Origin of the sequence: Silvibacterium bohemicum (assembly GCF_001006305.1) — a bacterium.
GTDB classification, from domain to species: Bacteria; Acidobacteriota; Terriglobia; order Terriglobales; family Acidobacteriaceae; genus Silvibacterium; species Silvibacterium bohemicum.
On sequence record NZ_LBHJ01000004.1, the window covers coordinates 889,778 to 914,507 of the forward strand.

Genomic DNA, 24,730 nt, shown 5'->3' on the forward strand with positions numbered 1-24,730 from the left:
TGGAATCCCGCGATTGGTCTAATATCTGCACCTTCCATGTCGGCGCGGATATCCCAAGGAGTTCTGTCACTCCGGCTCCAACACGAATTTTCGAGACAGGAAAGCGAGAACGGTTCTTATGTGTACGTATGCAACCGATAGATCACCGGACGACTTCGATAAGAGGGTGAATGCGAGGCCGGATCTAGCCCTTCCGCAAATTCTCCTGGCCAGCGACAACGTACGGCTAGGAGAATCGTTGCGCCGCACCCTGCACGAAGACGGATTCTTGGTCGAACTCGCTTCAAGTTACGAGGCTTTGGAAGGGATCTGGCAGCAGCTCCGACACCCTGTCGTTCTTCTCGACGTATCGCACCTTCAATCTGTCGACGCAGCCGTGGGAATTGCCATGAGCATTAAACGTCATGACTCGACTCAGTTTGTAGGCTATGTGGCCGATCCCATCCTGCGCACCAGTGGTCTCGCCGGCGACGCCATCTTTCCGCGCAATCTGCAGCTGCTGCCCGACGCAATCCGCGCCCACTTCGCCGCGCAAATAGAGTAGCGCCGCCGTTTCCCTGTCAGTCGAGATGGCACGAACAGGGACGGCAAGTTCAGTCAGTGCCCTGTTTCCCGCAGAGATCAGATACAGCAGAAGATAGCCTCCATCTGAGGCGGGAGATGGCCTCCACCTATAGCTTCTCCACGCTTCCTGCATATCGCATCGCAATCGTGTGCAGATATAATTCGCTTCTAGCGGAAGCGGAAAAGGAGCTGCGCACGCATGCCGATTCAGACAACAAGCAAGATCTGGCACAACGGAAACCTGATCCCCTGGGAGAAGGCCAATATTCACGTGATGAGTCACGTCATTCACTACGGCTCGTCCGTATTCGAGGGTATTCGCTGCTACGGACAGCCCTCCGGCGCGGCCGTCTTTCGGCTGCCGGAACACATGCAGCGCCTGCTGGATTCAGCCAAGATCTATCGCATGCCCCTGCCCTATTCACTCGACCAGCTATCTTCAGCGGTCGTGGACTTGGTTGAAGCCAACGGCGTTGCGCCCTGCTATATCCGCCCCATCGCATTCCGCGGTTACGGCGAGATCGGCGTCAATCCCAAGCACGTGCCGGTCGAGGTCTACATGGCCAACTTCCCCTGGGGCAAATACGTTGCCGGAGACGCAGCGGATGTCTGCATCTCTTCGTGGCAGCGCCTCGCGCCCAACACCATGCCTTCGCTGGCCAAGGCGGGTGGGAATTATCTCAACTCACAGCTGATCCGCATGGAAGCCGACGCCAACGGCTACGTCGAAGGCATCGCACTCGATGTGAACGGCTATCTCTCAGAAGGCTCGGGCGAGAACCTCTTCCTGGTGCGCAACGGCGTGCTCTACACCACGCCGCTGGCCAACTCCGTCCTCTCGGGCATCACCCGCGACTCGGTGCTCACGCTGGCACGCCACTTCGGCATTCCGGTAGTCGAACAGGCCATGCCGCGGGAACTGCTCTACATCGCCGACGAAGTATTTTTCACCGGAACCGCCGCTGAAGTCACCCCCATCCGCAGCGTCGATCGCATCATCGTCGCCGACGGCAACCCCGGACCGATCACCAAGCAGCTCGCCGATGAGTTCTTCGGCATCGCCAACGGTCTGCGGCCCGACCGCTACGGATGGCTGACGCCGGTGAACGTAAACGCAGAGCAGCCAGTCACCGCATAAGCATCATCAATCGCAGTAAAAGCAGAAAGCCCGGCTCGAGCCGGGCTTTTTCTCATGAAGCGTCGAGCGACATACGTCTTGAAGATGCAGATACCTCACTGCGGCTTACGCAGCGGATCCCGCCACCGTAATCCCGGGAAACGCGCAAAGTCTCGATCAAGTGAACAAAGTTCTGCGCCATGCTCGACAGCGAGTGCTGCTAAGTGCGCATCAGATGTCAGGTCGCCTCCCGTACCTGCATCGATCAGCAGTGCTCGCAACAGCCGTGCATGCTGTGGCCCCGGCTGCAAAATGGAAACTGCTGGAGATTCCAGCCATTTGTCGACTATATCGAGCGCAGAACTGATTGGAAGCGGCCGGGGAAACAAGCCCGGCTTCGTACTCAGCCTCAAAAAAGCGAGCAAAGCAAGCCACGGAAGGCCCAACATCTCTCCGCCGGAGAGAGCAGACTGCAGCCACGCTCTTGCCTCGCGATGCCGCGGTGCATCTTCGTTCACTGCGTGAAGAAGCAGGTTCACGTCGACAACAATCACTTGCCCATCGCCATCTTCCGCATTATCTCCTCGTCTTCAAGAGCAGCAGCCATACCGAGCGCCTTTTCCCATTGGAAATTCTGCGGTGCTCCCATCGAGAAAGTCTGCTGACGAAAGCGTGGTCGCTTCGTTGCTCCGGCCTTTAGGCCTGTCCGGATCGCGTCGTTGACCGCCTCTTTGAAGGAGATATCCCGCTCCCGAATCGCCTTCTTCAAGAGCTGCTCGACGTCGGCATCCAGAGTGATGGTAGTTCGCATGGAAGCATCATAGCATCACCAGATTGATGCTTTGATGCTTCTTCACGCTTGGCGACATTCTCAAGAGCTGACTGCTCGCGGCCGAACCGCATACCAGCCCAGACCGAGCACGATATACGCAAGGTAGAAATAAGGCAGCCACGAATAAGGAGCCGGCGGCACCGGATAGAGCGTCCCGGCCAGAGCCAGCAGCATCGCCGCAGTTCCGGCAATCGACAGCAGCAGAACGCCCGCGCTCAGATGATCGGCGCCACGCCTCTGTTCGCCGCGCAGATGCAACGGTAGCGCGATGCACACCAAAGCATAGACAGTGATGAATCCGTAGGTGGCTAGCGAACCAAGCCAGCCGTAGATATCCATCGCACTCACCCCGCGTAGGGCCAGCACCACGGCCGGAATCAACGTTGCGACAGCCGTAACCATCACCGCCCAATGCGGCGTTTCGTTTCGCGAATGCGTTCGCGATAGCCTGCGATGCGCCAGCCCGCGATGCGACATCAGCATCAGCACCCGCGAGGCCGCGGTGATGCAGGCCAGCACGCAGGCGAACATGCTCATCATCGCGCCCACATCGACCACTGTGCCAAGAAACGTACCTAAATAGCCGGTGCTCGCCTGGCTGGCCAGCGTATGCAGCGGAGCGGTCGCCTGGTCCAGCCGCTCGCCCGCTCCGCGAAAGCCCAGCACCTCGGCGTATGCGGAGATGACAAAAAATGCACCGCAGCCCAGAGCACACTGCAACACCGCTCGCGGGATGGTCTTGAGCGGCTCGCGCGCTTCATCGCCCAACGCGGTCGCCGATTCAAAGCCGACAAAGCTGAACAACGCCAGCACCAGTCCCAGCCTGATCCCCGTGCCCGACGATCCTTTCAACCGTAGTTGATCCGTGTCCGGATGCCAGCCATGCCGCCATAAAATCAAGCTCAGGATGATCACGATGCAGGCCACCGACGCAGCCTCCATCCACAACATCATCTCCGCCGAGAGCTTGATATCGCGATAAGCCATGGCGCCGGCCAGGATTACGGCAATCGCGATCAGCAGCGAGGGAGAAGCGTTCCACCCCAGCGTCGCATGCAAAAGCACATTGGCGTAGTTGAAGAATCCGGCGGCTACCGATCCCGCTGTTGCCACATAGGCCAGAATCAGCGCCCAACCTGCGATGCTCGCCGCCCAGCCCGGCAGCGACTGGGTCGTATACATGAACAACGATCCGGGAGACGCCGACCTGCGCCCGAAGCAGCCGATCACCAGTCCCACCAGCGTCACCGCCAGTGTCGCGAAAATGTATACCAGCCACGTCCCGTTTCCAGCCAGGGCAAAGACCAGCGGAATGGTCATTGCCGGCGTAGCGGTGGGAGCAATTGCTGAGACCGACTGTGCCAGCGTCTCCCATGGTCCGAGCACATGCCGGCGGAGGCCGTATCCCGAACGGGGTTCATCCGGAGCGACTCCGGCATGCGGCGGAGTAGAAAATGGCGATGCAGTCTCTGGCAAAATCCCAGCGCCCCTCTTCCGGCACCCGAGCCAAGTTGCTTCTCCCGGGAACGATGAATTTTCAATCGGAGGCTTCAGTCTCAAGCGTACCTGTCCGCAAGTCAATCGGAGAATGAGTCCCCCGTTTGGAGAGTGAATCCACTCGCTGCAATGAGCAGAGCCGTCATCTCCCATCCTGCATTACCCTGAAGCCATGAACTTGCCTGACCCCGCCGCCATACTCGCCGTTGCCATTCAGGAAGCACGTCTCGGACTTGCCGAAGGAGGCATCCCCATCGGCGCCGCCATCTTCCGTGCCGATGGAACGCTGCTGGGCTCGGGACACAATCGGCGCGTTCAGCACAACGATCCCTCCGCGCACGGCGAAACCGACGCCTTCCGCAACGCCGGACGCCAGCGCTCCTACCGAGACCTCATCATGGTCACCACTCTCGCCCCTTGCTGGTATTGCTCCGGACTAATCCGCCAGTTCGGCTTTAAGACCGTCATTGTTGGAGAAAGCCGAACCTTCCAGGGAGGCATCGCATGGCTGAAAGAAAACGGCATCGCGATACAGGACCTCGACAATCCGGAGTGCTTCCAGATGATGACCGGCTACATAAGACAGAATCCGGAAGTCTGGAACGAAGATATCGGCGAAGACTGATCCGGCAAGCCGCCGCTGCAACGATTTATAATCACCGTTGCAGCTTATGGAGACTCCAAACCCTATTCTCGACGGCCGCCAGGTGCTGGAAGTCACGGACATCATGTCCATCCTTCCCCACCGGTACCCCTTCCTGCTCATCGATCGCATCATCGAGGTTGAGCGAACCAAGCGTGTCGTCGCTCTTAAGAACGTGACCATCAACGAACCGTTCTTTGCCGGCCATTTTCCCGGCTTTCCCATCATGCCCGGCGTGCTCATCATCGAGTCCATCGCCCAGGCTGGGGGAGCGCTTCTTCTCACGGAAATTCCCGACCGCGACACCAAGCTGATGGTCTTCACCGGCATCGAGCGCGCCAAGTTCCGCCGCCCGGTCGTTCCCGGAGACCAGCTGCGCATTGAAATCGACGTGCTCAATTGGAAGCCCCGCGCCGTTCGCATGCAGGGCCGTTGCACCGTCGAAGGCAAGCTGGCCTGCGAGGCCATCGTGATGTGTCAGCTGGTGCCGCGCCAGAAGCCAGAAGCCCGGACGGAAGCTGCGGCAGCCGAAGTCGTGGCAGTCGTCGAGCCCGTACTCGAGCCCGTGAGTCACGAGTGAGTATTCACCCGACCGCGATCGTCGCGTCGAGTGCGGTAGTTCCCCAATCCTGCACCGTAGGCCCCTACTCGACCATCGGCCCCAATGTCGTTCTCGGCGAAGACTGCGAGCTTGTCTCTCACGTCGTCCTCGACGGACATCTCAAGGTGGGCGCGCGCAACCACTTCTTTCCCTTCGCCTGCGTCGGTGTCGCCCCGCAGGATCTGAAATACAAGGGAGAGCCCACCGGAGCGACGCTCGGCGACGACAATAGCATTCGCGAGTCTGTCACCATCTCGCGCGGAACAGCCGGCGGTGGAGGCACGACCCGCATCGGCAGTCACTGCCTGATCATGGCCTACACCCACATCGGACACGACAGCGTGATCGGCGACCATTGCATCCTGGCAAACGCCGCTACCCTGGCCGGCCATGTTGTCGTTGAGGACTACGCCACGGTCGGCGCGCTCAACCAGGTCCACCAGTTCTGCCGCATCGGCAAGTACGCCTACACCGGCGGCGGAACCACCGTCACCCAGGATGTGCTGCCCTACTCGCTAACCTCGGCCAAGCGCGAAACCCATGCTTACGGAGTCAACAAAGTGGGACTCGAGCGCCGCGGCTTCGACAGCCAGCGCCTGCGCGCTATCCAAAACGCGTACCGCCTACTGCTGGCCGCGAAGATGAACACCTCCCAGGCCATCCAGAAACTGAAGGAAGACGGAATAGCCAGCGAAGATGTGGACTACCTCATACAGTTCATAGAAAGTTCCCACCGCGGAGTGCTGAAGTAGCCTTCAGCTTCTGGGTGCCCCACGTCTCGCACTTGAGACGTGAGTTGAAACGTAACGGCTCCCATGTGAAACATGGGTAGAAACGAACATGACCGACACCACCAAACTCGGACTCATCGCCGGCAACGGACGCTTCCCTTTCCTGCTCCTGGAAGCGGCTCGCGCCCACGGCGCCGAAGTCATCGTCGCCGCCATCAAGGAAGAGACCGACCCCGAGATCGAAGATCGCGCCCGGGCTGACTCCGGAATCCGCGTCCATTGGTTATCTCTGGGCGAACTCTCGCGCCTCATCGAGACCTTCCAGAAGGAAGGCGTGACCCACGCAGTGATGGCCGGACAGGTGAAGCACAAGCAGATCTTCTCCAGCATTCGTCCCGATTGGCGGCTCGCCAAACTGCTGCTGTCGCTACGGACGAAAAACACCGACATGCTGCTCGGAGCCGTCGCCAAAGTCCTGGGCGACGAGGGCATCGAGCTGGTCTCATCCACCTCGTATCTCGAACCGCTTCTGGCCCAGCCCGGAAAACTGACCGCGCGCACGCCCAGCGAACAGGAGCAGCGAGACATCGCCTACGGACGCGAAGTCGGCAAAGCCATCGCCGGCTATGACATCGGACAGACCGTGCTCGTCGCCAGCCAGGCCTGCGTCGCCATCGAGGCCATGGAGGGAACCGACGCCACCATCGAACGCGCGGGAGCCATCATGCAGTCGCTCGACGACGGCGACTCCACAGCCGAATCGACCCTGTCGCGTAGTCTCACCGTGGTCAAGGTAGCCAAACCCAAGCAGGACATGCGCTTCGACGTGCCGGTCATCGGAGTCCGCACGATCGAGGTCATGCGGCAGGCGGGGGCCACCTGCCTGGCTGTCGAGGCCCACCGCACCCTGCTCTTCGACCGTGACAAGCTGGTGACAATTGCTGACGAAGCCGGCATTACCATAGTGGCATTGGAAGACCGGTAAGACCGTCGCACCCTCTAACGACAGGGCAATGCGGAAGTGGTCTAATCATCTTCGGCCCGAATTTCGGCACCTGCATTTCACTATTGGAGAACGTCAATGTCTAGAACTGCTCTCGCTGTAATCGCCCTCGTTCTGCTCGTCGTCGCCGGTGTTGCCATTCGCAGCTACGCGGCCGATAGCGGTACGCTTCCCCAGGTCGGTCAATCCGCCCCCACCTTTACGCTGCCTAACCAGGAAGGCACTCCCGTTAACCTGGATACCTACAAGGGCAAGTGGGTGGTCCTCTACTTCTATCCCAAGGACATGACTTCGGGGTGCACCAAGGAAGCCCATAACTTCCAGGGCGATCTCGACAAGTACCAGGCCGCGAACGCCGTCATCCTCGGCGTCAGCGTGGATTCCGTCGACAGCCACAAGCAGTTCTGCACAAAGGACAGCCTGACCTTCAACCTGCTCAGCGATGAACAGAAGAAGGTCGTCGAGCAGTACGGTTCGCTGGGCAGCTTCGGCCCCATGAAGATCGCCATGCGCAACACCTTTCTCATCGATCCCCACGGCAAGATCGTGAAGGTATGGACCAAGGTCGATCCCTCCGGCCACAGCTCCGAAGTACTGACCGCCCTCGCCGACTTCGAAAAGAAGTAGGACTGGCCGTCCAGGCGACCGCGCCTTCGGCGCAAAATCAGACTCCTCACTTCGGTGAGGAGTCTTTTTTTGCCCGATGATCAGACCTTCACCGGGTGCCCCACATCTGGATTTTCAGATGTGGGATTTCACGGATAGCCGGGCGACCGTATACGTGCGCCAATAAATTTCGCGATCAACTTGCCACGGCCGCTATGGGTTCTTCCGAAGACGATGGGATCTTTCCGCAATCGAAGAAATGCAGCAGCTTTTCCGAGATAAGCCCCGGCTCGCTCATGGGCAGAAAATGTCCGCAGTCGAGAAGAACCTTCTCCGCGTTTGGCAGGAGCTGCGCAGCTCGCTGCGCAAAGCTCACCGGCACTGCCGGGTCCTTCGAACCATGCATGATCAGCGTGGGAACCAGAAGCTCGGGCAGCAGAGAGGGCACCGATGCCAGCACCTGGGCCGGATTGCCCCAGCGCAGCAGCGACATCAGGCGCCATGATCCCGTGAGGCCGCTGAAAGGCGCGTGAAAATTCCTCACGGCAGCATCGAGCTCAGGAGTGTGCTCGAAGGCCCGGCGCATCACCAGCTTCCAAAATATCGTGTTGATAACCGGAGCCATCACCTCGCCCAGAACAGGTTTGCGCAGAATTTCGAATAAGAAGAAGGGCTCGAGCTCCGGGAAAATTGACGGAGTCATCAGCACCATGCGGCTCACGCGCTCCTGGTAATGATGAGCATAGTGAACGGCAATCGCGCATCCCGCATCATGCCCGACCACGTGCCATTTCTCGATGCCGCGCTTCTTGCGCAAGGATTCGATGGCCTCGACCAGATGCTTCAGCTCACCGAAGCGATGATCCCGCTTCGCCGTTTGCCCCAGGCCAGGCAAGTCCACTGCGATGCAGTGATATTTTCCGGCCATCCGCTCGACGACGCCGTTCCAAAGCTGGCAGCTCGTCGGAATGCCGTGCAGGAAGAGGATGGGGTCGCCCGAGCCGCAGGAGAAGAGATGCATGTCTTCGTTACCGGCTCTGAGCTTTTGCATAACCTATGCCTGAGCCTCGAAGACTGCGTCTTCCTGGCGGCAGCAGACGTGAAGAATGGAGGCAATCGCCAGCAAGAATGAGAGCGCACAACCGAAGAGCATGGTCGAGATCACTCCGCGAGGACGCAGGCGGGCATAGATCGCATTCATGCTCCAGGCAGGCACGGTGTAAACATCGCCAGCGTTTCCGATTCCGATGCGATTACGAATAGGCCAGTCGTAGAGCACCTTTTCAATCCCGCTATTGAAGAACCTGGCCAGGCTTGCGACGCGCACGCTGTATAGGAACCGCTTCAACGCAGGAATCTGTCGCAGCTTTCGCGATTGAACGATCAGGCTGGCTCCCTCGACCGCATGGCGCAGTGCAGCGGTAACGCCGTTCGAGGTCATCGGGTCTACCATCGAAGCGGCCTCGCCCATGACCAGCCAATTCGGGCCGGCAATTTTGGAATGAACGCGGCAGCGAAACGATGTAACGTGCGGCGGAGCAGGCTCGCAGCTCTCCAGAAGCGCAGCGAAGCGCGGATTACGGCTCAATTGAGCCCGGAATATTTCTTCGACCGACAATCCCTGTTGCCGCATTGTTTTGACGGAGTCGCCAGTGGCGACATAACCCACGCTGATGACGTCGGGATGGATAGGAATCTCCCAGATCCATTCCATGTAGGGAGGCTTGCGCTCCTGCGTGTAAAGCGTCGTGCCCTCGATCGCGTCGGAGACCGTGAAGTAGCTCCACATGGCCGTTTTGTGCGGACCATATTCGTCGAAGGGCAGGTTGAATGTCTTGGGAAGCAGGCTCGCGCCCGCGCCGGAAGCGTCAATGAACCAGGGAGAGGAAATGCGTGTGCCGTCCGCCATGTGCACAGCCACAACCCGCGCTCCATCGCGATCGATGTTGGCGACTCTCTCGTGCAGAAACTGGACGTCGTGATTCAGAGCAATCTGATAAATCGCCTCGTTCAGAAGCGAGCGATCGACATGCAGGGTGCGCAGTTCGACGTTGAAGGGCGACTGCCCCAGCCACTCCGATGGAACGTAGTGCTGTGTGAAACCATCGGCCAGCTTGAGCGTTACATGCCGCTTGTAGGTGGCGATCCCGTCGGCAATAAGCTTTTCCATCGACAGGCCAAGGGCATGCAGAAGATCGGGAGCGGACCAGTCCAGCGACTCTCCCACCGCTTGCCGGTTCCGGACATCGGGACCGGCACAGATTACGTGGAAGCCTTCTCTCGCCAGATGAATCGATGCCGCCATGCCCGCCAGCCCCGCGCCCATCACTGTCACATCCAACTGCAGCCCACCATCGGGCATGGGTGTCGTTCTCCCCTGTTTTGTCGGCTATTCGTTTTGAAACGAATCGGCCATCTGTCGCGGGAGAATCGTACCGGGTGCCGCTTAAAACACGCATCGATCAAAAGATTGAGGCGGATGCCAGCATCGCGATGGATGTGAGTGACTTCAACTTTCCACGGAGAGTGCCGCCACGGGAGTCAGGCTGTCCGCCGCCCGTTTCGGACTATCTGGATTGCGCCGCAGGACAAGGCTCAAAGCAGCGGCTGCAAACGACACGCACGCCAGATAAACGATGAACCGCGGCTGATAAAAGCCGGCGCGATCGTAGAGGTGCCCAATCACCATAGGGCCCGTAGCGCCACCGATAGCGTAAGCGGTCCACGTTAACCCATACAGAACCGAGAAGTGCCGGCGACCGAAATAACGCGCCAGCAGATAGGGCGCAACGTCGGCCTCGCTGCCAAGGCCGATACCCAGCAGCGTAGCGCCGAGAAGCGCAACCAGCGATGTGCCGGCGAATGCCAGAATCAGCGTGCCTACGGCCGAAAGCAGAAGGATGAATGTCTGAATGCGCTGTGGCGAAAAGCGGTCGATCAGAAAACCCACGAACAGCCTGCCGATGATGCCCGCTCCTCCGCGCACCGAGAGAGCCAACGCCGCAGTCTCCGCAGTAATGCGATGCTCGGTCAGGATCGCCGCCAGATTTGTGACCAGGCCATTCTCACTGAATGCAGAGAGCATGATGATGCCGGCCAGAATCCAGAAAGCCGCGCTGCGCAGTGCGCCAGCTACGGATGTTCCAGTATCGGACGAATGTTCCTGGTGCACCGCTACCGTGTTGGGCCGATTGCGGACCAGCAGCGCAGTAAGAGGAAGACCCAGCAGCGCGATGCCTCCCAGCATGAGGTAGGCGCTGCGCCATCCGTGATGCTGAATTGCCCATAGCGTCAAAGGAGGAATGAGAACCGAACCGACACCGCTCCCAGTCAGGATCAGCGCGAGCGCGAAGCCCCGGTGTTGATGAAACCAGGTGAGCACCGTTCGGGTATAGGCAAACTGAGCGGTGCCGTTAGCCACCAGTCCCAGGATAAAAAACGTGAGATAGAACCGCCCGATATGCGGCCCCAGGCGGCTAAGCGAAGCCAGCGCCAGAGCGAAGATGAGAATCGATGGCAGGATGATACGCCGCGGGGCAAAACGGTCGAGGAGAACTCCAATGCCCGGAGAAACCAGTGCGACCGTGATCGCGGCAAGCGCGAATGTGCCGCCGATGGCCTCCCGCTTCCAGCCGAAAGCGGCGTGCAGCGGATTGAGGAACAGGCTGAAGGTATAGGGGATGATAGGAGCGAAGCTCACCATCACGCCCGTGAAGGCCGCAGCCGTGACGCCCCACCCCGCATAGCGGATGGAGCTTTCGTTTGCCGCCTGCGGATTCATCGCTTCGCTCATCTCTTGCCCCGGTTTTTCATCTGGCTGTTGGTTTACGGCCCGGCGTGAACGTGGAGTTTCAGGTTGCGGATTTCAGACCGCGGCGTCTACAAGTCAAGCCGCCGCGCCATGGTGGCAAGGAGCTTGGGCCGCACACTTGGCCGCGTCCACGGACATTCTGCGATGCAGATCCCGCATGAGGACGCTTCTGCGAAGTAGGGGATGCACTTGTCGAAGTCCACATACCAGCGTTCGACGCCGCGCACCATCTGCTTTTGCGGAAGGATCGCGCCCGGCGGACAAGCATTCGTGCAGATCTGGCAGGTAGCGCAGAACTCATCGGCTCCGAAGCGATCGGGCGCCGTGGCGACAAGCGGCATGTCTGTAGTCACTCCAGCCAGACGCACGCCTGAGCCGAAATGTCTGCTGATCAGCGATCCATGCTTGCCGAGTTCGCCTAACCCCGCAGCGATGGCGGGAGGAATCAGCGCCAGAGCGCCTGCCGAAGGTCCCGGATAGGGATGGGCGTTGTACCCCTGTGAGCGAATCCAGTTTGCGAGCGCGTAAGAAGAACGCGTGCCCTTCGCATACTGATCGCCCACATCGCAGACGCCAACCCCATTCGTTTCGTCAGAGGGAACTTCCTTCAACCGCTCGTAATTGTGGGCTAGAGCGAGAACAATCACCCACGGCTCATTGATCGTGTATCCCTCAAACACGTAGAGCGGATCCATCGGCGCGATACCCACATCATCCGCCTCATGCTCCAGAGCAACGCGCATGAGATTTAAAGAAAGCTGCTCCGGGGACTGCTCACTGCGAACGTCGGCGACCGGAATGAGCTCCGGATAGTTATAGGCAGCCTGAAAGGCCGAAACCGAGCCCGGGCACTTGCGCGAGCTCTCTCGCGCCACGATTTGCAGCCCGCCCCAGGGGTGCTGATCGGGCGGATGCCAGAAGAATGGAGAAGGCCGGCGCGGCGTGGTCTCTCCCACACCATTGATCGGATTGCCGGAAACCTGCAGCAGCGCAAGAGTCTCCGGCTTAGGCCGGTAGCTGCCGCGTTTTGGGCGTCTGGAATTCGCGTGATCGGTCACTCACTCTCCCCACCAAAAGGCTCTGAACGCCATCGAGTATAGGGGCGGCCGCAAGCGACGCGGTATCGATCAAAAGATTGAGAAAGCGCCGGGCTCACCTTGCACAGAGAGACCCGGGCATTTCCCCGTATCTTCATGTGGAAGCAACGGTGATAGGTCAGTTGTCGCAGGAAGAAAGAGACGCGGGACTCAAATATTCAAGGCCGGGCCAGCCCTAAAAGCTACCGAATGAGGTGAGAACGACTATTAATTCGGAGTGGTGGCCAGAGACGGGATCGTTCTTTCCACGGGTCTTTTTATTCTGTAAGTTACAGAAAACACAATGACAAGAAATCCGAAAATACCACCTCTCCCGGCTCGGCGGTACAAAATTGGTACAAAGATGAACTGATGCCCTTTGCTGATTCCGAAGCCTATCCCTACGCACCTTAAGTCTTCATCACCCAAACATGCATTGCTAACGTGTCCGAACCCGCGGATCGCGACGCATGTTAACTTGGCTCCACGCACCACCAAGGGCTATCTCAATACCGTCGGGCCCGATGAAGCTTGCATCATCGATTTGCCTTGGAGGTGTGACTCTCCGTTCCAAGCGAGCTGCAACTGGAACACCAATTGCGACATCGAGGTCATTCAATTCAAGAATTCGATACTCTTCACCATTGCGCTCCTCACGCCGAGCATTTTGACGCACATCTACAGCCGCATCGAACGTTGCGTAATATTGTGCGAGAAAATCTCTTTCAGAGAGTTTGACGTCCCGCCGCCTACGACTCTTGTCCGATGGAGGATCTACGACCGACAGATGCAGTCCGTCAGATCGAAAATAGACAAGACTTCCTACGCGCAATACAGGCTCTATACCGCCTATGGTAGTAATCTCCTGTGCTTGGCCTTTTGCATCGTCCAGAACGGATGTCAAGAATCCGCCGGTTCTACCCTTCGCTTCATAGACAATCCAATTTCCCGCAGCGTTCAGTCCTATAAGGTCCGGCTTCTCGTTTCCTTCGAGAACTGCTTCGTGCTCTTCGCGATATACGTCGAAGTGGAGCAGCCAGGGAGTATCAAGTCTGCGGAACGCAAAGAGTTTGGCAAAAATCAATCCGAGGTAATAGGAGATGGAGCCCTTTTCCGAAGGATCAAGCGCTTCGTAAGCCGGTGATTTGATCAATCGCCCACTTGCCGATTCCATCAGATTTGCCCAGACGATCGTGGTTCTATAGGCCGCTTCGAAGAGCGAGAAGAGGCCGTGCATACCTACATGATGCTCAGCCTTTCCAACTGTCTGGGCTGCCCAGTTGATCTGCTCCCATGAGACATCGAGATCATGCGTGCCCACGAGAAGGGAGTTGCCCCCTCCGAAATCTGCTGCGTGATATCTCAGTATGGGCATTTAGTCACCGTTCTCCAACCCTACATATAAAGCCAATATTCCCTCCTTGAGCAAGGTGTTGTGGCGATTGGATGGGAGCAACTCTCGGTCGATCCGTCCAGGGTGGTACCTCTCTTGCGATGTGCCAGTGAAGAAGAGTTCATTGCTCCGAACAGCGCCTTGCAGATGGCAAACCGCGATCTCGGCACAATTCAATCGATTGACGAACGAGAAAGGGCGGCAGTAGGCATTGATGTCTACGATTACTAGTTGATTACGACCAGCCGTTTGCCCCTAACGGCTCCATCATACCGTTCCCGTATGATGGAGCCGGTATTCCATAGCATCAACAAAAGAGCTCCAGATGAGCAAGGTGAACCATTGAGCATCCCTCCACTCAAGAAAAAGACGCTTGCCGGCGATCTCTACACACGCGATGCAGGTATAGAGTCGATGTTGATTGAACTCTACGCCCTTCCTCGGACGTCTCTAGTGGAGCGCGCACAGATCAGTCGAGCCAGCGACCCTCTCTATGTTCCAAGTGAATGCATCGTCCATCTGATTCGCACAGGCCGGGACGAATTAGACGAAGTTTGGTTTGGCTTGCTTTTCAAAGTTCTCAGCAAGCGAATTCTAAATGCTTTGCCGCGGGCCACCATGCGAGACGGAAAAGACACTTCGCTTACGAAGGAATCCATCCGGGATGAAGCGTTCGGCCGTTTCGTTGAGATCTTATCTAGTGACCGTCAAGGCTACGATGAGCGCCTAGATTTCTTTGAGATCAAGTTCAACGGAGCCGTAGAGAAGCTTCGCCTGACCGCCCAGAAAAGGGCGTGGCTGTCAGAGAAAAGATACGCGCCCCTTGAGTCCGATGAGGATGGCGCAGATCTGTCGCCGGAGGTTGAGCAGGCGGCGGGTGCCTTCGATCCCTTCGATGTATCAAATTTGCAGAGCCACAGTTACCGGTTGTGTCTAGATGCAGCGATTAACCAGTTATCTCCTTTACAGCGCAGGATCATTCACATGTTGAGACAGGGCTTCCAAATAGACTCCAATGACGCCGACACAATGACTATCGTCAAAGCAGTTAACCGTTCCGAAAAGACCGTTAGAACTCACCGCGATCTTGCCTTCGCTGTCATTCGCGACAGCATGAAGGAAGGAGGAACTCTATGAGCGTCCCTACTAAACCTACGCGCGAAGAGGTTCTCGATGCGTTCTCCGTGGAGAAAAAGGCCGATCCAGAGACGCTTGAGCACTACATACGGACGTACCCGGAGTTTGCTGAAGATCTCATCGATCTGTCATGGCAATTGAACAGCCTCACGACACAAGAGGAGGAACACCTCACCTCTATGGACACGGCTAAAATTGAGACAGCGTGGAGCATATACAGAAGTTCCAGCGCTTCTCCCAAGTCGGATCCCTTCGCTGCGTTGTCTGCCACGGATTTACGTTCCGCTGCATTTAACCTCGGTGTCCCACGCCAGGTCCTATCCGCTTTCCGAGAGCATCGCGTGTTGCTTTCAACTGTACCTAAACGTTTCCTGTTACGCCTGGCAACAACCCTGAACACGAGTGTTGAAACAATCTTGTCGCTAAGTTCGGCGTCTTCATTGAACTTAGAGCCGAGCCGAGCTTATAAGGCCGATTCCAAACCGAAGGTTGCCGAGCAGGTCAGTTTTGTCCGTCTGTTGACCGATGCGGGTGTGACGGATGAAAACATCCGTGATCTGACGGTTGACGGAGAGTAGATGGACTCCGTTGAGCTAGCTCGCCAGATCGCCGCCCAACTCCACGCTCGCGCGGTGGCCGATGGGAGCAATCCTTGTGATCCGTACGCCTTTGTTCTCGCTGAGGCGAAGCGCCAAGACGTCGATGTCGAATCAACGGCAAAAGGTGCCGCGATCCTAGATGGGGGACGAGCCGCGATCCTACGGAAGGATCGGCTCATTCTCCATGAGAATTGCGAGTCGTTTTTTGAAAGGGCTTTCCTCACTGCTCATGAACTAGGGCACGTTGTGCTGGAGGATGATCTTGCCGACGAATCGATCCTTGAGGTTGATCCCAGCCGACCATCTGAGCCTTCGCCCCTTGGATTCGATAGGGTCGTTGACTACGGTAGAAGGCAGAGGCGTGAAATCCAAATGGATCTATTCGCGAGGGAGTTCCTCTTGCCCAGATCATGGGTTCGAACGCTCCACCTGGACGACGGCCTCACCGCGTCAGAGATATCAGATAAGGTGGGCGCACCCTTCGAGGTAGTGGCTCAGCAGCTACTTGACGCGCTCCTCTTACCAGCCGTCAACCTCAGCCCATTGGAGTCGACGCAAGAAGCACCGCTCAACGACCTTCAGGAATTAGCGGCCAAGCATCGTGGCGAAGCCTATCTGCTTGAGGCCGGGCCGGGAACTGGGAAGACGCGAACTCTCGTGGCGAGGGTCGAAGGACTGTTGGCGGACGGCGTTGACCCACGGCGGATACTTGTACTCACATTCTCAAATAAAGCCGCCAGCGAGATGGGCGAACGCATCGCGCGAAAGCACAGAGAGGCAGCCGCGGCGATGTGGGTGGGGACCTTCCACGCGTTTGGCCTCGACTTGGTCCGCCGCTTCTTTACAGAGTTGGGACTTCCTCGAGATCCGCGGATGATGGACAGAACCGAAGCTGTTGAGTTGCTGGAAGATCGATTTCCTTCGTTCAATCTTCGTCATTACCGAAACATCTACGACCCGACCCAGATCATCACCGAGATACTGGCTGCTATATCTCGTGCGAAGGATGAAGTCGTTGACGCAGAGGAATATGCTCGCTTGGCAGGATCAATGGGATCAAGTGAGGCCGCAGAGCGCGCCGCAGAGGTCGCACAAGTGTATGGCGCCTATGAGCGCCTGAAAAGAGACGCAAACTGCGTTGACTTTGGTGACTTAGTCTTGCTTCCAGTACGGTTACTGGAGACAAATCCTGATATTCGATCACACATCCAGTCCCTGTACGACCACGTCATCGTGGACGAATATCAAGACGTGAACCGAAGCAGCACCCGCTTGCTAGCGGCCATTAAACCGGATGGTCATAACCTCTGGGTTGTCGGAGATGCGAAGCAGTCCATCTATAGATTCCGCGGGGCATCTCCATTCAGCATGATGCGCTTCGGGACTCAAGACTTTCCTGGTGCCAAACGCGAGCGCTTAGGCCAAAACTATCGATCCTCCGCAGAGATCGTCAACGCTTTTTCGACATTCGCGGCCACCATGCGTCTGGGTGCCGGGAGTAGGGCACTCCATGCCGACCGTGGGCCAAACGGCATTTACCCCAAATTGCTTTGCGTACGGAGGGCAGAGCAGCAGGCGGTGGCCCTTGCAGATTCGATTCAAGTGCTAAGAAGCGAAGGCTTGACGTACAGAGAACAGGCGGTCTTGTGCACGGGAAATGAAAAGCTGTCGACGTTGGCGAGAGATCTCGAGGTTTTAGGCATCCCTGTTCTCTTCTTAGGCAGCTTGTTCGAACGTCCCGAGGTTAAAGATCTCCTTTCATTACTTTCGGTGTTGATTGACCGTCGCGCGATGGGCTTGGTTCGGCTCGGCTGCTGGCCAGAATTCAAAATGCAGTTTGCGGATGTTGCAGCGACCTTGGAGTTCCTTCGCCTAACAGAGGTATCGCCGGGGGCTTGGTTACAGAGCGTCGACGGAATTCCGAAAATAACGGATCAGGGGGCAAGAGCCCTGACATCTTTGGGAGTCGCTCTCCATGGCTTTGATCAGAGTTCATCACCGTGGACAGTCCTTGTAACTCTGCTTCTTGATCACACGCGCATGGCTGCTAGACTTGGCAGCTCAGTCAACATCGCCGATCGCTCTCGTGCCATTGCCATCTGGCAGTTCTTGAACTTCCTACGTGTCCAGCCATCCGGACAAGGCCTGCCAATCGCGCGGCTCCTAGATCGTGTACGTCGGCTAGTTCGCCTTGGCGACGACAGAGACCTTCGCCAGCTCCCCAACGCGGCTCAAGGTCTTGACGCGGTGCGTCTGCTGACCATACATGGTGCCAAGGGACTTGAGTTTTCCGCTATACATATACCTGGCGTGAACGCAGACACGATTCCTCGCGTTTCGTCAGCCCCAATCTGCCCGCCCCCAGAAGGGATGATTCAGGGCGCAACGACATCCTCATTGGAGACGTACCGCGAAGGACAGGTGGAAGAGCAGGAATGTCTTTTCTATGTGGCGTTGTCACGAGCGAAAGGCCATCTGCTTTTTTACGCACCAATGGAGAAGAGCAACGGCCATAATCGGCCCCTCTCTTCATTCTTGGATCGCATCGGCACTACGCTAATAAGGACGGTCGTTGTTCCGCAACGTTCGATTCCCGAGGCAGCGGAGGAGGCTGCACTTCAATTAGTATTCGACGGTCCTATGCGATTCGGGGCTCCGCAGATTGCACTTTATGAAAGCTGTCCGAGGCGCTTCTTCTACACCCACATTCTGCAAGTCGGCGGAAGACGAACCTCCACTGCCTTTATGAAAATGCACGACGCGGTGCGGGTGATACTGGCCACGCTGATCATTGATGGGAAGCCTGCCGGCCCGGAGGACTTGGAGGATCGCATCGAGGCGGCTCTCAAGACTGTGGGACTTGCTGATCACGGCCATCGAAATGAATTCTCTGCGCTCGCCCTAACGATGCTAAGGTACTTCGTCAGTACACAGGAAGGCTGCTCGAACGAGATTCCCGTTGCTATCAATCTCAAATTCGGAGACGAAGAGATCGTGGTGCGAGCTGATGACATCCTCATCAGACCTGATCAAAGTAGAGTTGTACGTCGGATTCGGACTGGACATCTAAGATCCTCTGAAACGAAGGATGTTGGCGCTGCCGCATTCGTACTTGCCGTTCAGCAGGCGTTTCCAGACTCGGTAGCGGAAATCGTCCATCTATCAGACGGCACCTCTCAACGGCTTTTGCTATCCGTGAAAGAGCTACAGAATCGGCGAACGAAGCTCGAGGGCTTCCTGGGTGATATTCGAGCGGGGCATTTCCCAGCGATCACTTCTCCTTTCACCTGTCCCGGCTGTCCAGCCTTCTTTATCTGTGGACCCACGCCCGAGGGACCCCTGCAGAAAAAATTCTCCTGAGTTTACCGGTCGGCCCATGTGCCAGCGATTACTCCTATAGAGCCGAGGCAAAGCCCCGCGCTACGAAAGGATGTGATCTTATGAATACCGAAACCTTCCTCGAGTTTGACGATCTGGGCGTCGCGGTGCGAGAAGGACGACCTCTCAATCCTGCCCGCAATTACCGTTTCCTCTTGGCGCAGGGAAATCTGAACTTCGTCACTCTCACGATCAGCGATCCCATCCCACTTGGCAGCCAGATTCTGGAGGCAGCCGGTCTCCTTCCGAGCGATGGCTATAGTCTCTTCGGCATTCTACCGTCGGGAGATTTCGAGGACATTCGTCTCGACGAGCTGTTCGACCTGCGGGCGAGGGGCGCTGAGCGATTTGTCGCTTTTCTCACGGACCGCGATTTCAAGCTAACTGTCGATGACAAGCAACTCGCTTGGGGCAAACCGATCATCAGCGGCGCAGAGCTCCACAAGCTGGCCATGCCCCGGGAGGGCGAATGCGTCTTCCTCCAAGTACGTGGCGGTGAAGATCGAGTCATTGAGGTCGGCGACTTCGTCGACCTTGCGGAACCCGGAATCGAACATTTCGTTACAGCACCCAAGAGGCCCACGAATTACGAGATCATCGTCAATTCGCGGCCGCGCATCGTGAATGAGCGTCTCGTCACGTTCGAAGAGGTTGTTCAGCTCGCCTTCCCGGGAGTTCACGAGCCCAATGTGGTGTTTTCAATGACCTACCGACACGCGGCCTCTGCCCCACACGCAGGGGAACTCGGTACCGGGGGTAAGGTTGACGTCAAGCAAAAGGGGACAATCTTCAATGTCACACGCACTGTTCAGTCGTAACGCCGACCTCAAACGTCTCCGCGACGAGGGTTATCTTGTGCACGTGCAGGGTGGCTTCCTCGTCATGGAGGAAGTCCCCTACGTCAACGCGCAGGGAGACGTCCTCACGGGTCGCCTCATCTCCAGTCTCACGTTGGCTGGAGATGAGACCCGGCAGCCGGACAACCACGTAATCCATTTCGACGGCGACTTTCCTTGCCGCGCAGATGGCGTTCCTATCCAAGCCATTGCGCACCAGACAAACGTTCAGATCAATTTAGGTAATGGCCTGGCTGCCAGGCAGGCATTCTCAAGCAAACCTGATGGAGGATATACAGACTATTACCAGAAGTTCACGAGCTATGCCGGCATCTTGTCCGGTCCAGCGGCAGTGGTAAAACCTGGAATGAGTGCCAGGGTAATGCGGGCGCCAGATGAAGAGGAAGATAGCGTTTTCAACTATATGGAAACGGCATCCGGTCGGGTCGGCATAGGAGCCCTTACCGAACTACTCAAGGCGGATCGCATCGCCATAGTTGGAGTCGGTGGCACGGGCTCTTATGTGCTGGACCTCGTCGCCAAGACCCCGGTGCAGGAGATCAGACTCTTTGATTCAGATCTCTTTCTGCAACACAACGCGTTCCGTGCGCCCGGTGCTCCAGGTCTGGAAGAACTGCGCGAGGCACCTAAGAAGGTTGACTACCTCAAGGGAATATATTCACGCATGCGTAAAGGGATCACCGCGAATGCGGTGGCGCTTGACGGGAACAATATACATCTCCTCGAGGGTGTGACTTTTGCCTTTCTTTGCTTGGATGCAGGCGAAGAGAAACGCGTGATCGTTCAGAAACTCGAGTCGATCGGTGCTTCATTTGTGGACGTCGGCATGGGACTCGACTTGACTGACGGTTCACTTGGCGGAATTCTTCGGACCACAGCCAGCACGCCGCAGAAACGTGATCATGTCCATAGCAGCCGAGTTTCGTTTGCCGGAGGCGGTCCCGCAGACCTTTATGCTTCAAACATTCAGGTTGCCGATCTCAATGCACTAAACGCGGTGCTGGCCGTTGTGAAGTGGAAGAAGATTCGAGGCTTCTACCGGGATCTTGAACGAGAGCATCACTGCACCTACACCACGGATGGCAACATGCTCGTAAACGGAGATTGCGAATGATTTCCCAAAAACATCTGGAGCACCACTTCGTGGAACATATTCCTGAGCAACTTGAACAGGGTACGCTCTATATCTCCATGCCTTATGCGGTAGCGGCCCATAGCTGCTGCTGCGGATGCGGCGAAGAAGTCGTTACCCCATTCACCCCTACCGATTGGAAAATGATATTTGACGGAGATACGGTTTCTCTTAAACCGTCGATTGGTAACTGGAATCTTCCGTGTCGATCACACTACGTTATCAGCCGCGGAAGTGTAATTGAAGCGCTGCCTTGGACGGAAGATGAGTTTCAGGACGAGCAGCGCCGGGACAAAGCTGCGAAGAAGGAATTCTACGATCAGCCGATGCACGAGCCGATGCCGATGCCGATTCAGGTTCAGAGCCCCCGCCTATCGGAAGCGGCGAAACCACGTCTTTGGGTGCAAGCTTGGCGTTGGATCAGAGAGAGAGGTTGAGCGTGCCTACTTCGAAATCACAACTCTACCGCGGCGCAACACTGGACTCCGATTACACTTCTCCGATGCCTACTTTTCGGTTCATCCATGCGGCGGATATACATCTAGATAGCCCTCTACGAGGTTTGTCACGTTATGAGGGGCTTCCTATAGAAGAGATCCGCGAAGCAAGCAGGAGCGCTTTCGACAAACTCATCCGCTTCGCTTGCTCCGAAAAGGTCGATTTCGTCGTCATTGCAGGTGATCTTTACGATAGCGACTGGAAGGACATGGGAACGGGCCTGTATTTCGCTAAGGCTATGGGCAGACTCGGCGCAGCGGGGATACCGGTTTTTCTGATACGCGGCAATCACGACGCTGTTTCAGTGTTGACACGCTCGCTGCCCCTGCCCGAGAACGTCCATGTATTTAGCGATCGAATTGCTGAAACAAAGGAATTAGACACGCTTCGAGTCGCTTTGCATGGGCGAAGCTTCGGCTCTCGAAGAGAGGTTGATGACATTACTCCCAGCTACCCAGAGCCGATCTCGGGTTTCTTCAACATCGGGATTCTCCACACATCACTCAACGGATATGCGGAACACGAAACCTATGCGCCGTGCAACATAGCAGCACTGGAAGCGAAAGGTTACGACTACTGGGCTCTAGGGCATGTCCATGAGCACGCGATTTTGAATACTTCTCCGTATGTTGTATTTAGTGGCGTTCTGCAAGGTCGACATATCCGTGAGCACGGACCAAAGGGAGCCGTCTTAGTGGAAGTCGAAGACGGTGCAGTGAAGCGTGCAGAACACATCCCTCTAGATGTATTTAGGTGGGCTACCGTCGCCGTCGATTGCACCGAAGTCGACCAGATTGAAGATCTACAGGGCCTCATCCGCAGAGAACTTCGTTCGCACTTGGACATGTTAGGCACGGACCCACCCGTCGTGATCCAGCTCGTTCTCAAGGGTTCAACACCATTGCATGCGCGAATCATGGAGAGTTCTGCCCAGATTAGAGATGACGTACGGGCAATCGCCGTGGAGCTCTCGACCGACCTTTGGCTGGAAAAACTTAGGATCCAGGTAGAAGCGCCGAAGGAGTCAGCGCCCAATCTTCAGGTTGGAGGACTGGAGGAACTTCTCGCATCAGCAGTGTCAGATGATCTCTTGTCCAAGCAACTTCAAGATGAGCTCGCGCCGTTCCTCTTAGCTTATCCGAAGCCACCAAATGAAACTGAGGAAACAGCAATGCTCTTGGCGCGTGCCGGAAGCTGGAGTGAATTAATTTCGTTAACTTCTAGAACTCTTCAAGCGCGGCTTGTTTCGGCGGAGGATTAGTCATGCGTTTCAATAAACTTAAGCTGTCCAAGTACGGAAGTTTTGATGGTTGCGAGATGATCTTTCCTCAAGCAACGAGAGACTTTCACTTCATCGCGGGTCGAAACGAAGCAGGGAAGTCTACAGCGATGGCAGGTGTATCGGATTTGCTTTTCGGGTTTTCGCATGCAAAATCGCAAGATTACAAATTCGATGCAAGTTTATTGAGGGTCGGAGCCTCTCTGAGTCATAACGGAGAAACGCTAGACTGCCAACGCAAGAGGGGTAAAGTTGGGACATTGCTTGACTCCTCGAACCAATCCGTCAGCGAGGACCGCATCATTCGAATGCTACAAGGAAGCACACGCGACTCTTTTCGTCTCGGATGGAGTCTAAGCCACCAACAGTTGCGTGATGGGGGACGTTCAATCGCCGAATCACGTGACGATGTCGGCCAAGCAATCTTCGCGGCTGGCTCAGGGCTGGTGGGCATAGCCGAAACAGTCGATGCCCTGTGCTCGGAAGCTGAACAAATCTGGAAGAAAGGTGCGACAGCGCGCAGATGGAACATCGCCCATCGGGAACTAGTGAGCGCGATCCAGTCGGTGAAGGAGAACAGCATCCGCCCGAAAGACTGGCAGGACGCCCTAGAAAAGAAAGAGTCTTTAGAACTACGCCGGGATGAGTTGACGACAAAAAGGGCTCGTTTACGCGTAGAAGAAAAGAAACATCAACGGCGTCGGCGATTAGCTGCCAATGTTCGGCGTTTCGAAGAACTAAGGACGTACCTCTTCAACAGCACGACGAAAGTTCTGTCTCTTTCTGACGAACGAGAATTTTATGCAGCCATGGAAGCCATTGCGACCGCGCACAGAGCTTGGGACGCCGCGCAAGCACGTCTGCATGATCTGGATGCGCAACTTAAAGCTCTGTCGAGAGATGCCGAAATCGTCGAGCTGTCCAACGACATTTCAGAATTGTTGGAAAAGAGAGGAGCAGTAAAGCAGGCGTTTGACGATCTGCCCCGGAGGCGCACGAATCTCGCGGCGAAGCAATTACAGATAGGCAACATCTTGGCTGATCTGAATCTGGTTTCAGATGCCAAAATCAGTGAACTGAGAAAGCGTCTACCGTCGCGTCAAACTGTGTCGACCATCCGCGACAGAGCCAGAAAGCTCGATAGGCTGAGGGAAGCTAAGCGCTCTGCGGACGATCGTGTGGTGGAATTGAAGGAAGAATCCGAAGCTATTCTGAGCCAGGGTGCCGAAACAGATGAGCCGTTGTCATTGCCGTCTCTGAGATCGGCCGTGGGCATTGCCAGAAAACAAGGAAAAATTGATCAAGAACTTCGCTCTGCCGAGATCTCCAAGAAAGATGCCGAAAAACGTCTTGCAGTCCTGATTACGAAACTAGCTCCCTGGAGCGGTGGGATTGAGGATCTGTTGATCGTCGATGTCATGGCGGACAGTGTGCTGGAATCATGGCGACTTCAACTCGAAGACGCGCAGCGTAATGTTGCTGAGGAGAAGGCCGCGGCCCGTAAATTAGCCGATGATCGTGAGCAAAAACGCATATCCCGTGCGTCACTTGTCGCTTCCGAGCGCGCAGTAACTGCCGAGGAAGTACGTGTAGCCCGGAAGATGAGAACTGACTCCTGGCAACCACTTCGCGATCATCTCTTTGCCCAAGAAGCTCTCACAGATCCCAAATCTTCCGTCTCACAGTATGAAGAGTCGGTCTTGTCGGCGGATGGGCTTTCGGATGATCGCTTCTTGTCAGCAAAGTCTTCTGCTGCTCTGGAGGTGCTGGACGCAGAAATCGCTCTATTGGATTTGAAGATCAAGCAGACTGACGAGCGCCTTGAAGAGGCTGAGAGGCTTGCTGCGGAGTTGCTCGTCGCGTGGGGAAAGGAGCTCAGCATGAGAGCCTTGCCTTCGTTGTGATGGGCCTGGCGAAAACAGTACCAAATTGAGAGTTAGTTTTTGGCAGAGAACTTACCCTGAAGAGGGCGGAGG

The 24,730-nt window shown here is 56.6% G+C and carries 23 protein-coding genes; 15 read left to right on the plus strand and 8 right to left on the minus strand.

Translation table 11 applies throughout. The annotated features are described in order from the left end of the window. Positions 1-238 precede the first annotated feature (238 nt). Together XX99_RS14470 and XX99_RS14475 are read left to right on the plus strand one after the other, a co-directional pair. Positions 239-544, plus strand: coding sequence for a hypothetical protein (locus XX99_RS14470; RefSeq protein ID WP_050060050.1), 306 nt, complete (start codon positions 239-241; stop codon positions 542-544). A gap of 219 nt (positions 545-763) precedes the next feature. Then, the gene (locus XX99_RS14475; protein ID WP_050060051.1) at positions 764-1,702 is read left to right on the plus strand and encodes a branched-chain amino acid transaminase; all 939 of its coding nucleotides are present in this window, start codon (positions 764-766) and stop codon (positions 1,700-1,702) included. Positions 1,703-1,797: 95 nt separating this feature from the next. On the opposite strand, the gene XX99_RS28670 is transcribed toward XX99_RS14475, so the two are convergent. Genes XX99_RS28670 through XX99_RS14490 form a run of 3 tightly spaced genes read right to left on the minus strand, consistent with a single transcriptional unit; the run spans position 1,798 to position 3,989 of the window. Next, a complete protein-coding gene (locus tag XX99_RS28670) occupies positions 1,798-2,235 on the minus strand; it encodes a type II toxin-antitoxin system VapC family toxin (protein ID WP_050060052.1) in 438 nt (145 codons plus the stop codon). Next, complete coding sequence (locus XX99_RS14485) at positions 2,232-2,492, minus strand: ribbon-helix-helix domain-containing protein (RefSeq protein ID WP_050060053.1); 261 nt, start codon at positions 2,490-2,492, stop codon at positions 2,232-2,234. Before XX99_RS14485 ends, XX99_RS28670 begins: the two co-directional genes overlap by 4 nt. Positions 2,493-2,552: 60 nt before the next feature. Beyond that, positions 2,553-3,989, minus strand: coding sequence for an APC family permease (locus XX99_RS14490; protein WP_231581356.1), 1,437 nt, complete (start codon positions 3,987-3,989; stop codon positions 2,553-2,555). Between the two features lie 199 nt (positions 3,990-4,188). On the opposite strand from XX99_RS14490, the gene XX99_RS14495 reads away from it, so the two are divergent. The 5 genes from XX99_RS14495 to XX99_RS14515 all read left to right on the plus strand — a co-directional run bounded on the left by XX99_RS14495 (position 4,189) and on the right by XX99_RS14515 (position 7,615). Next, positions 4,189-4,635, plus strand: a complete 447-nt coding sequence (locus tag XX99_RS14495; RefSeq protein ID WP_231581358.1) for a nucleoside deaminase — start codon at positions 4,189-4,191, stop codon at positions 4,633-4,635. 46 nt (positions 4,636-4,681) lie between these two features. Then, positions 4,682-5,233 carry a 3-hydroxyacyl-ACP dehydratase FabZ gene (gene fabZ, locus XX99_RS14500; RefSeq protein WP_050060055.1) on the plus strand — a complete coding sequence of 184 codons (552 nt, stop codon included), beginning with the start codon at positions 4,682-4,684 and terminating at the stop codon, positions 5,231-5,233. Further along, positions 5,230-6,006, plus strand: coding sequence for an acyl-ACP--UDP-N-acetylglucosamine O-acyltransferase (gene lpxA / locus XX99_RS14505; RefSeq protein WP_050060056.1), 777 nt, complete (start codon positions 5,230-5,232; stop codon positions 6,004-6,006). Before fabZ ends, lpxA begins: the two co-directional genes overlap by 4 nt. A gap of 88 nt (positions 6,007-6,094) precedes the next feature. Further along, complete coding sequence (locus XX99_RS14510; RefSeq protein WP_050060057.1) at positions 6,095-6,970, plus strand: LpxI family protein; 876 nt, start codon at positions 6,095-6,097, stop codon at positions 6,968-6,970. A 96-nt stretch (positions 6,971-7,066) separates the two neighbouring features. After that, the gene (locus XX99_RS14515) at positions 7,067-7,615 is read left to right on the plus strand and encodes a peroxiredoxin (protein ID WP_050060058.1); all 549 of its coding nucleotides are present in this window, start codon (positions 7,067-7,069) and stop codon (positions 7,613-7,615) included. A gap of 175 nt (positions 7,616-7,790) precedes the next feature. Here the strand turns inward: XX99_RS14515 and XX99_RS14520 are convergent, their stop codons facing one another. The 5 genes from XX99_RS14520 to XX99_RS14540 form a co-directional block, all read right to left on the minus strand. After that, positions 7,791-8,645, minus strand: coding sequence for an alpha/beta fold hydrolase (locus XX99_RS14520; RefSeq protein WP_050060059.1), 855 nt, complete (start codon positions 8,643-8,645; stop codon positions 7,791-7,793). 3 nt (positions 8,646-8,648) lie between these two features. Beyond that, on the minus strand, positions 8,649-9,956 hold the full coding sequence (locus XX99_RS14525; RefSeq protein WP_050060060.1) for an NAD(P)/FAD-dependent oxidoreductase: 1,308 nt from the start codon (positions 9,954-9,956) through the stop codon (positions 8,649-8,651). A 147-nt stretch (positions 9,957-10,103) separates the two neighbouring features. Next, entirely contained in the window at positions 10,104-11,387 is a 1,284-nt protein-coding gene (locus XX99_RS14530) for an MFS transporter (protein WP_231581359.1), read from the minus strand. 86 nt (positions 11,388-11,473) lie between these two features. Then, positions 11,474-12,463, minus strand: coding sequence for a 4Fe-4S dicluster domain-containing protein (locus XX99_RS14535; protein WP_050060061.1), 990 nt, complete (start codon positions 12,461-12,463; stop codon positions 11,474-11,476). A 457-nt stretch (positions 12,464-12,920) separates the two neighbouring features. Beyond that, a complete protein-coding gene (locus tag XX99_RS14540) occupies positions 12,921-13,856 on the minus strand; it encodes a hypothetical protein (RefSeq protein WP_050060062.1) in 936 nt (311 codons plus the stop codon). A gap of 300 nt (positions 13,857-14,156) precedes the next feature. Between XX99_RS14540 and XX99_RS14550 the strand changes: the two genes are divergently transcribed. From XX99_RS14550 to XX99_RS14585, 8 genes are all read left to right on the plus strand, one after another. After that, complete coding sequence (locus XX99_RS14550; protein WP_231581361.1) at positions 14,157-15,011, plus strand: DNA-binding response regulator; 855 nt, start codon at positions 14,157-14,159, stop codon at positions 15,009-15,011. Continuing rightward, a complete protein-coding gene (locus XX99_RS14555; RefSeq protein ID WP_050060065.1) occupies positions 15,008-15,589 on the plus strand; it encodes a hypothetical protein in 582 nt (193 codons plus the stop codon). Before XX99_RS14550 ends, XX99_RS14555 begins: the two co-directional genes overlap by 4 nt. Continuing rightward, positions 15,590-18,970, plus strand: coding sequence for a UvrD-helicase domain-containing protein (locus XX99_RS14560; protein ID WP_050060066.1), 3,381 nt, complete (start codon positions 15,590-15,592; stop codon positions 18,968-18,970). Between the two features lie 80 nt (positions 18,971-19,050). Then, the gene (locus tag XX99_RS14565) at positions 19,051-19,806 is read left to right on the plus strand and encodes a multiubiquitin domain-containing protein (protein WP_050060067.1); all 756 of its coding nucleotides are present in this window, start codon (positions 19,051-19,053) and stop codon (positions 19,804-19,806) included. Beyond that, on the plus strand, positions 19,781-20,959 hold the full coding sequence (locus XX99_RS14570) for a ThiF family adenylyltransferase (protein WP_050060068.1): 1,179 nt from the start codon (positions 19,781-19,783) through the stop codon (positions 20,957-20,959). The genes XX99_RS14565 and XX99_RS14570 overlap by 26 nt, the downstream gene beginning before the upstream one ends. Next, positions 20,956-21,414, plus strand: coding sequence for a DUF6527 family protein (locus XX99_RS14575; protein WP_050060069.1), 459 nt, complete (start codon positions 20,956-20,958; stop codon positions 21,412-21,414). Before XX99_RS14570 ends, XX99_RS14575 begins: the two co-directional genes overlap by 4 nt. A gap of 2 nt (positions 21,415-21,416) precedes the next feature. Beyond that, on the plus strand, positions 21,417-22,736 hold the full coding sequence (locus XX99_RS14580; RefSeq protein ID WP_082125564.1) for a metallophosphoesterase family protein: 1,320 nt from the start codon (positions 21,417-21,419) through the stop codon (positions 22,734-22,736). Between the two features lie 2 nt (positions 22,737-22,738). Next, entirely contained in the window at positions 22,739-24,658 is a 1,920-nt protein-coding gene (locus XX99_RS14585) for an ATP-binding protein (RefSeq protein ID WP_050060071.1), read from the plus strand. Positions 24,659-24,730 lie beyond the last annotated feature (72 nt).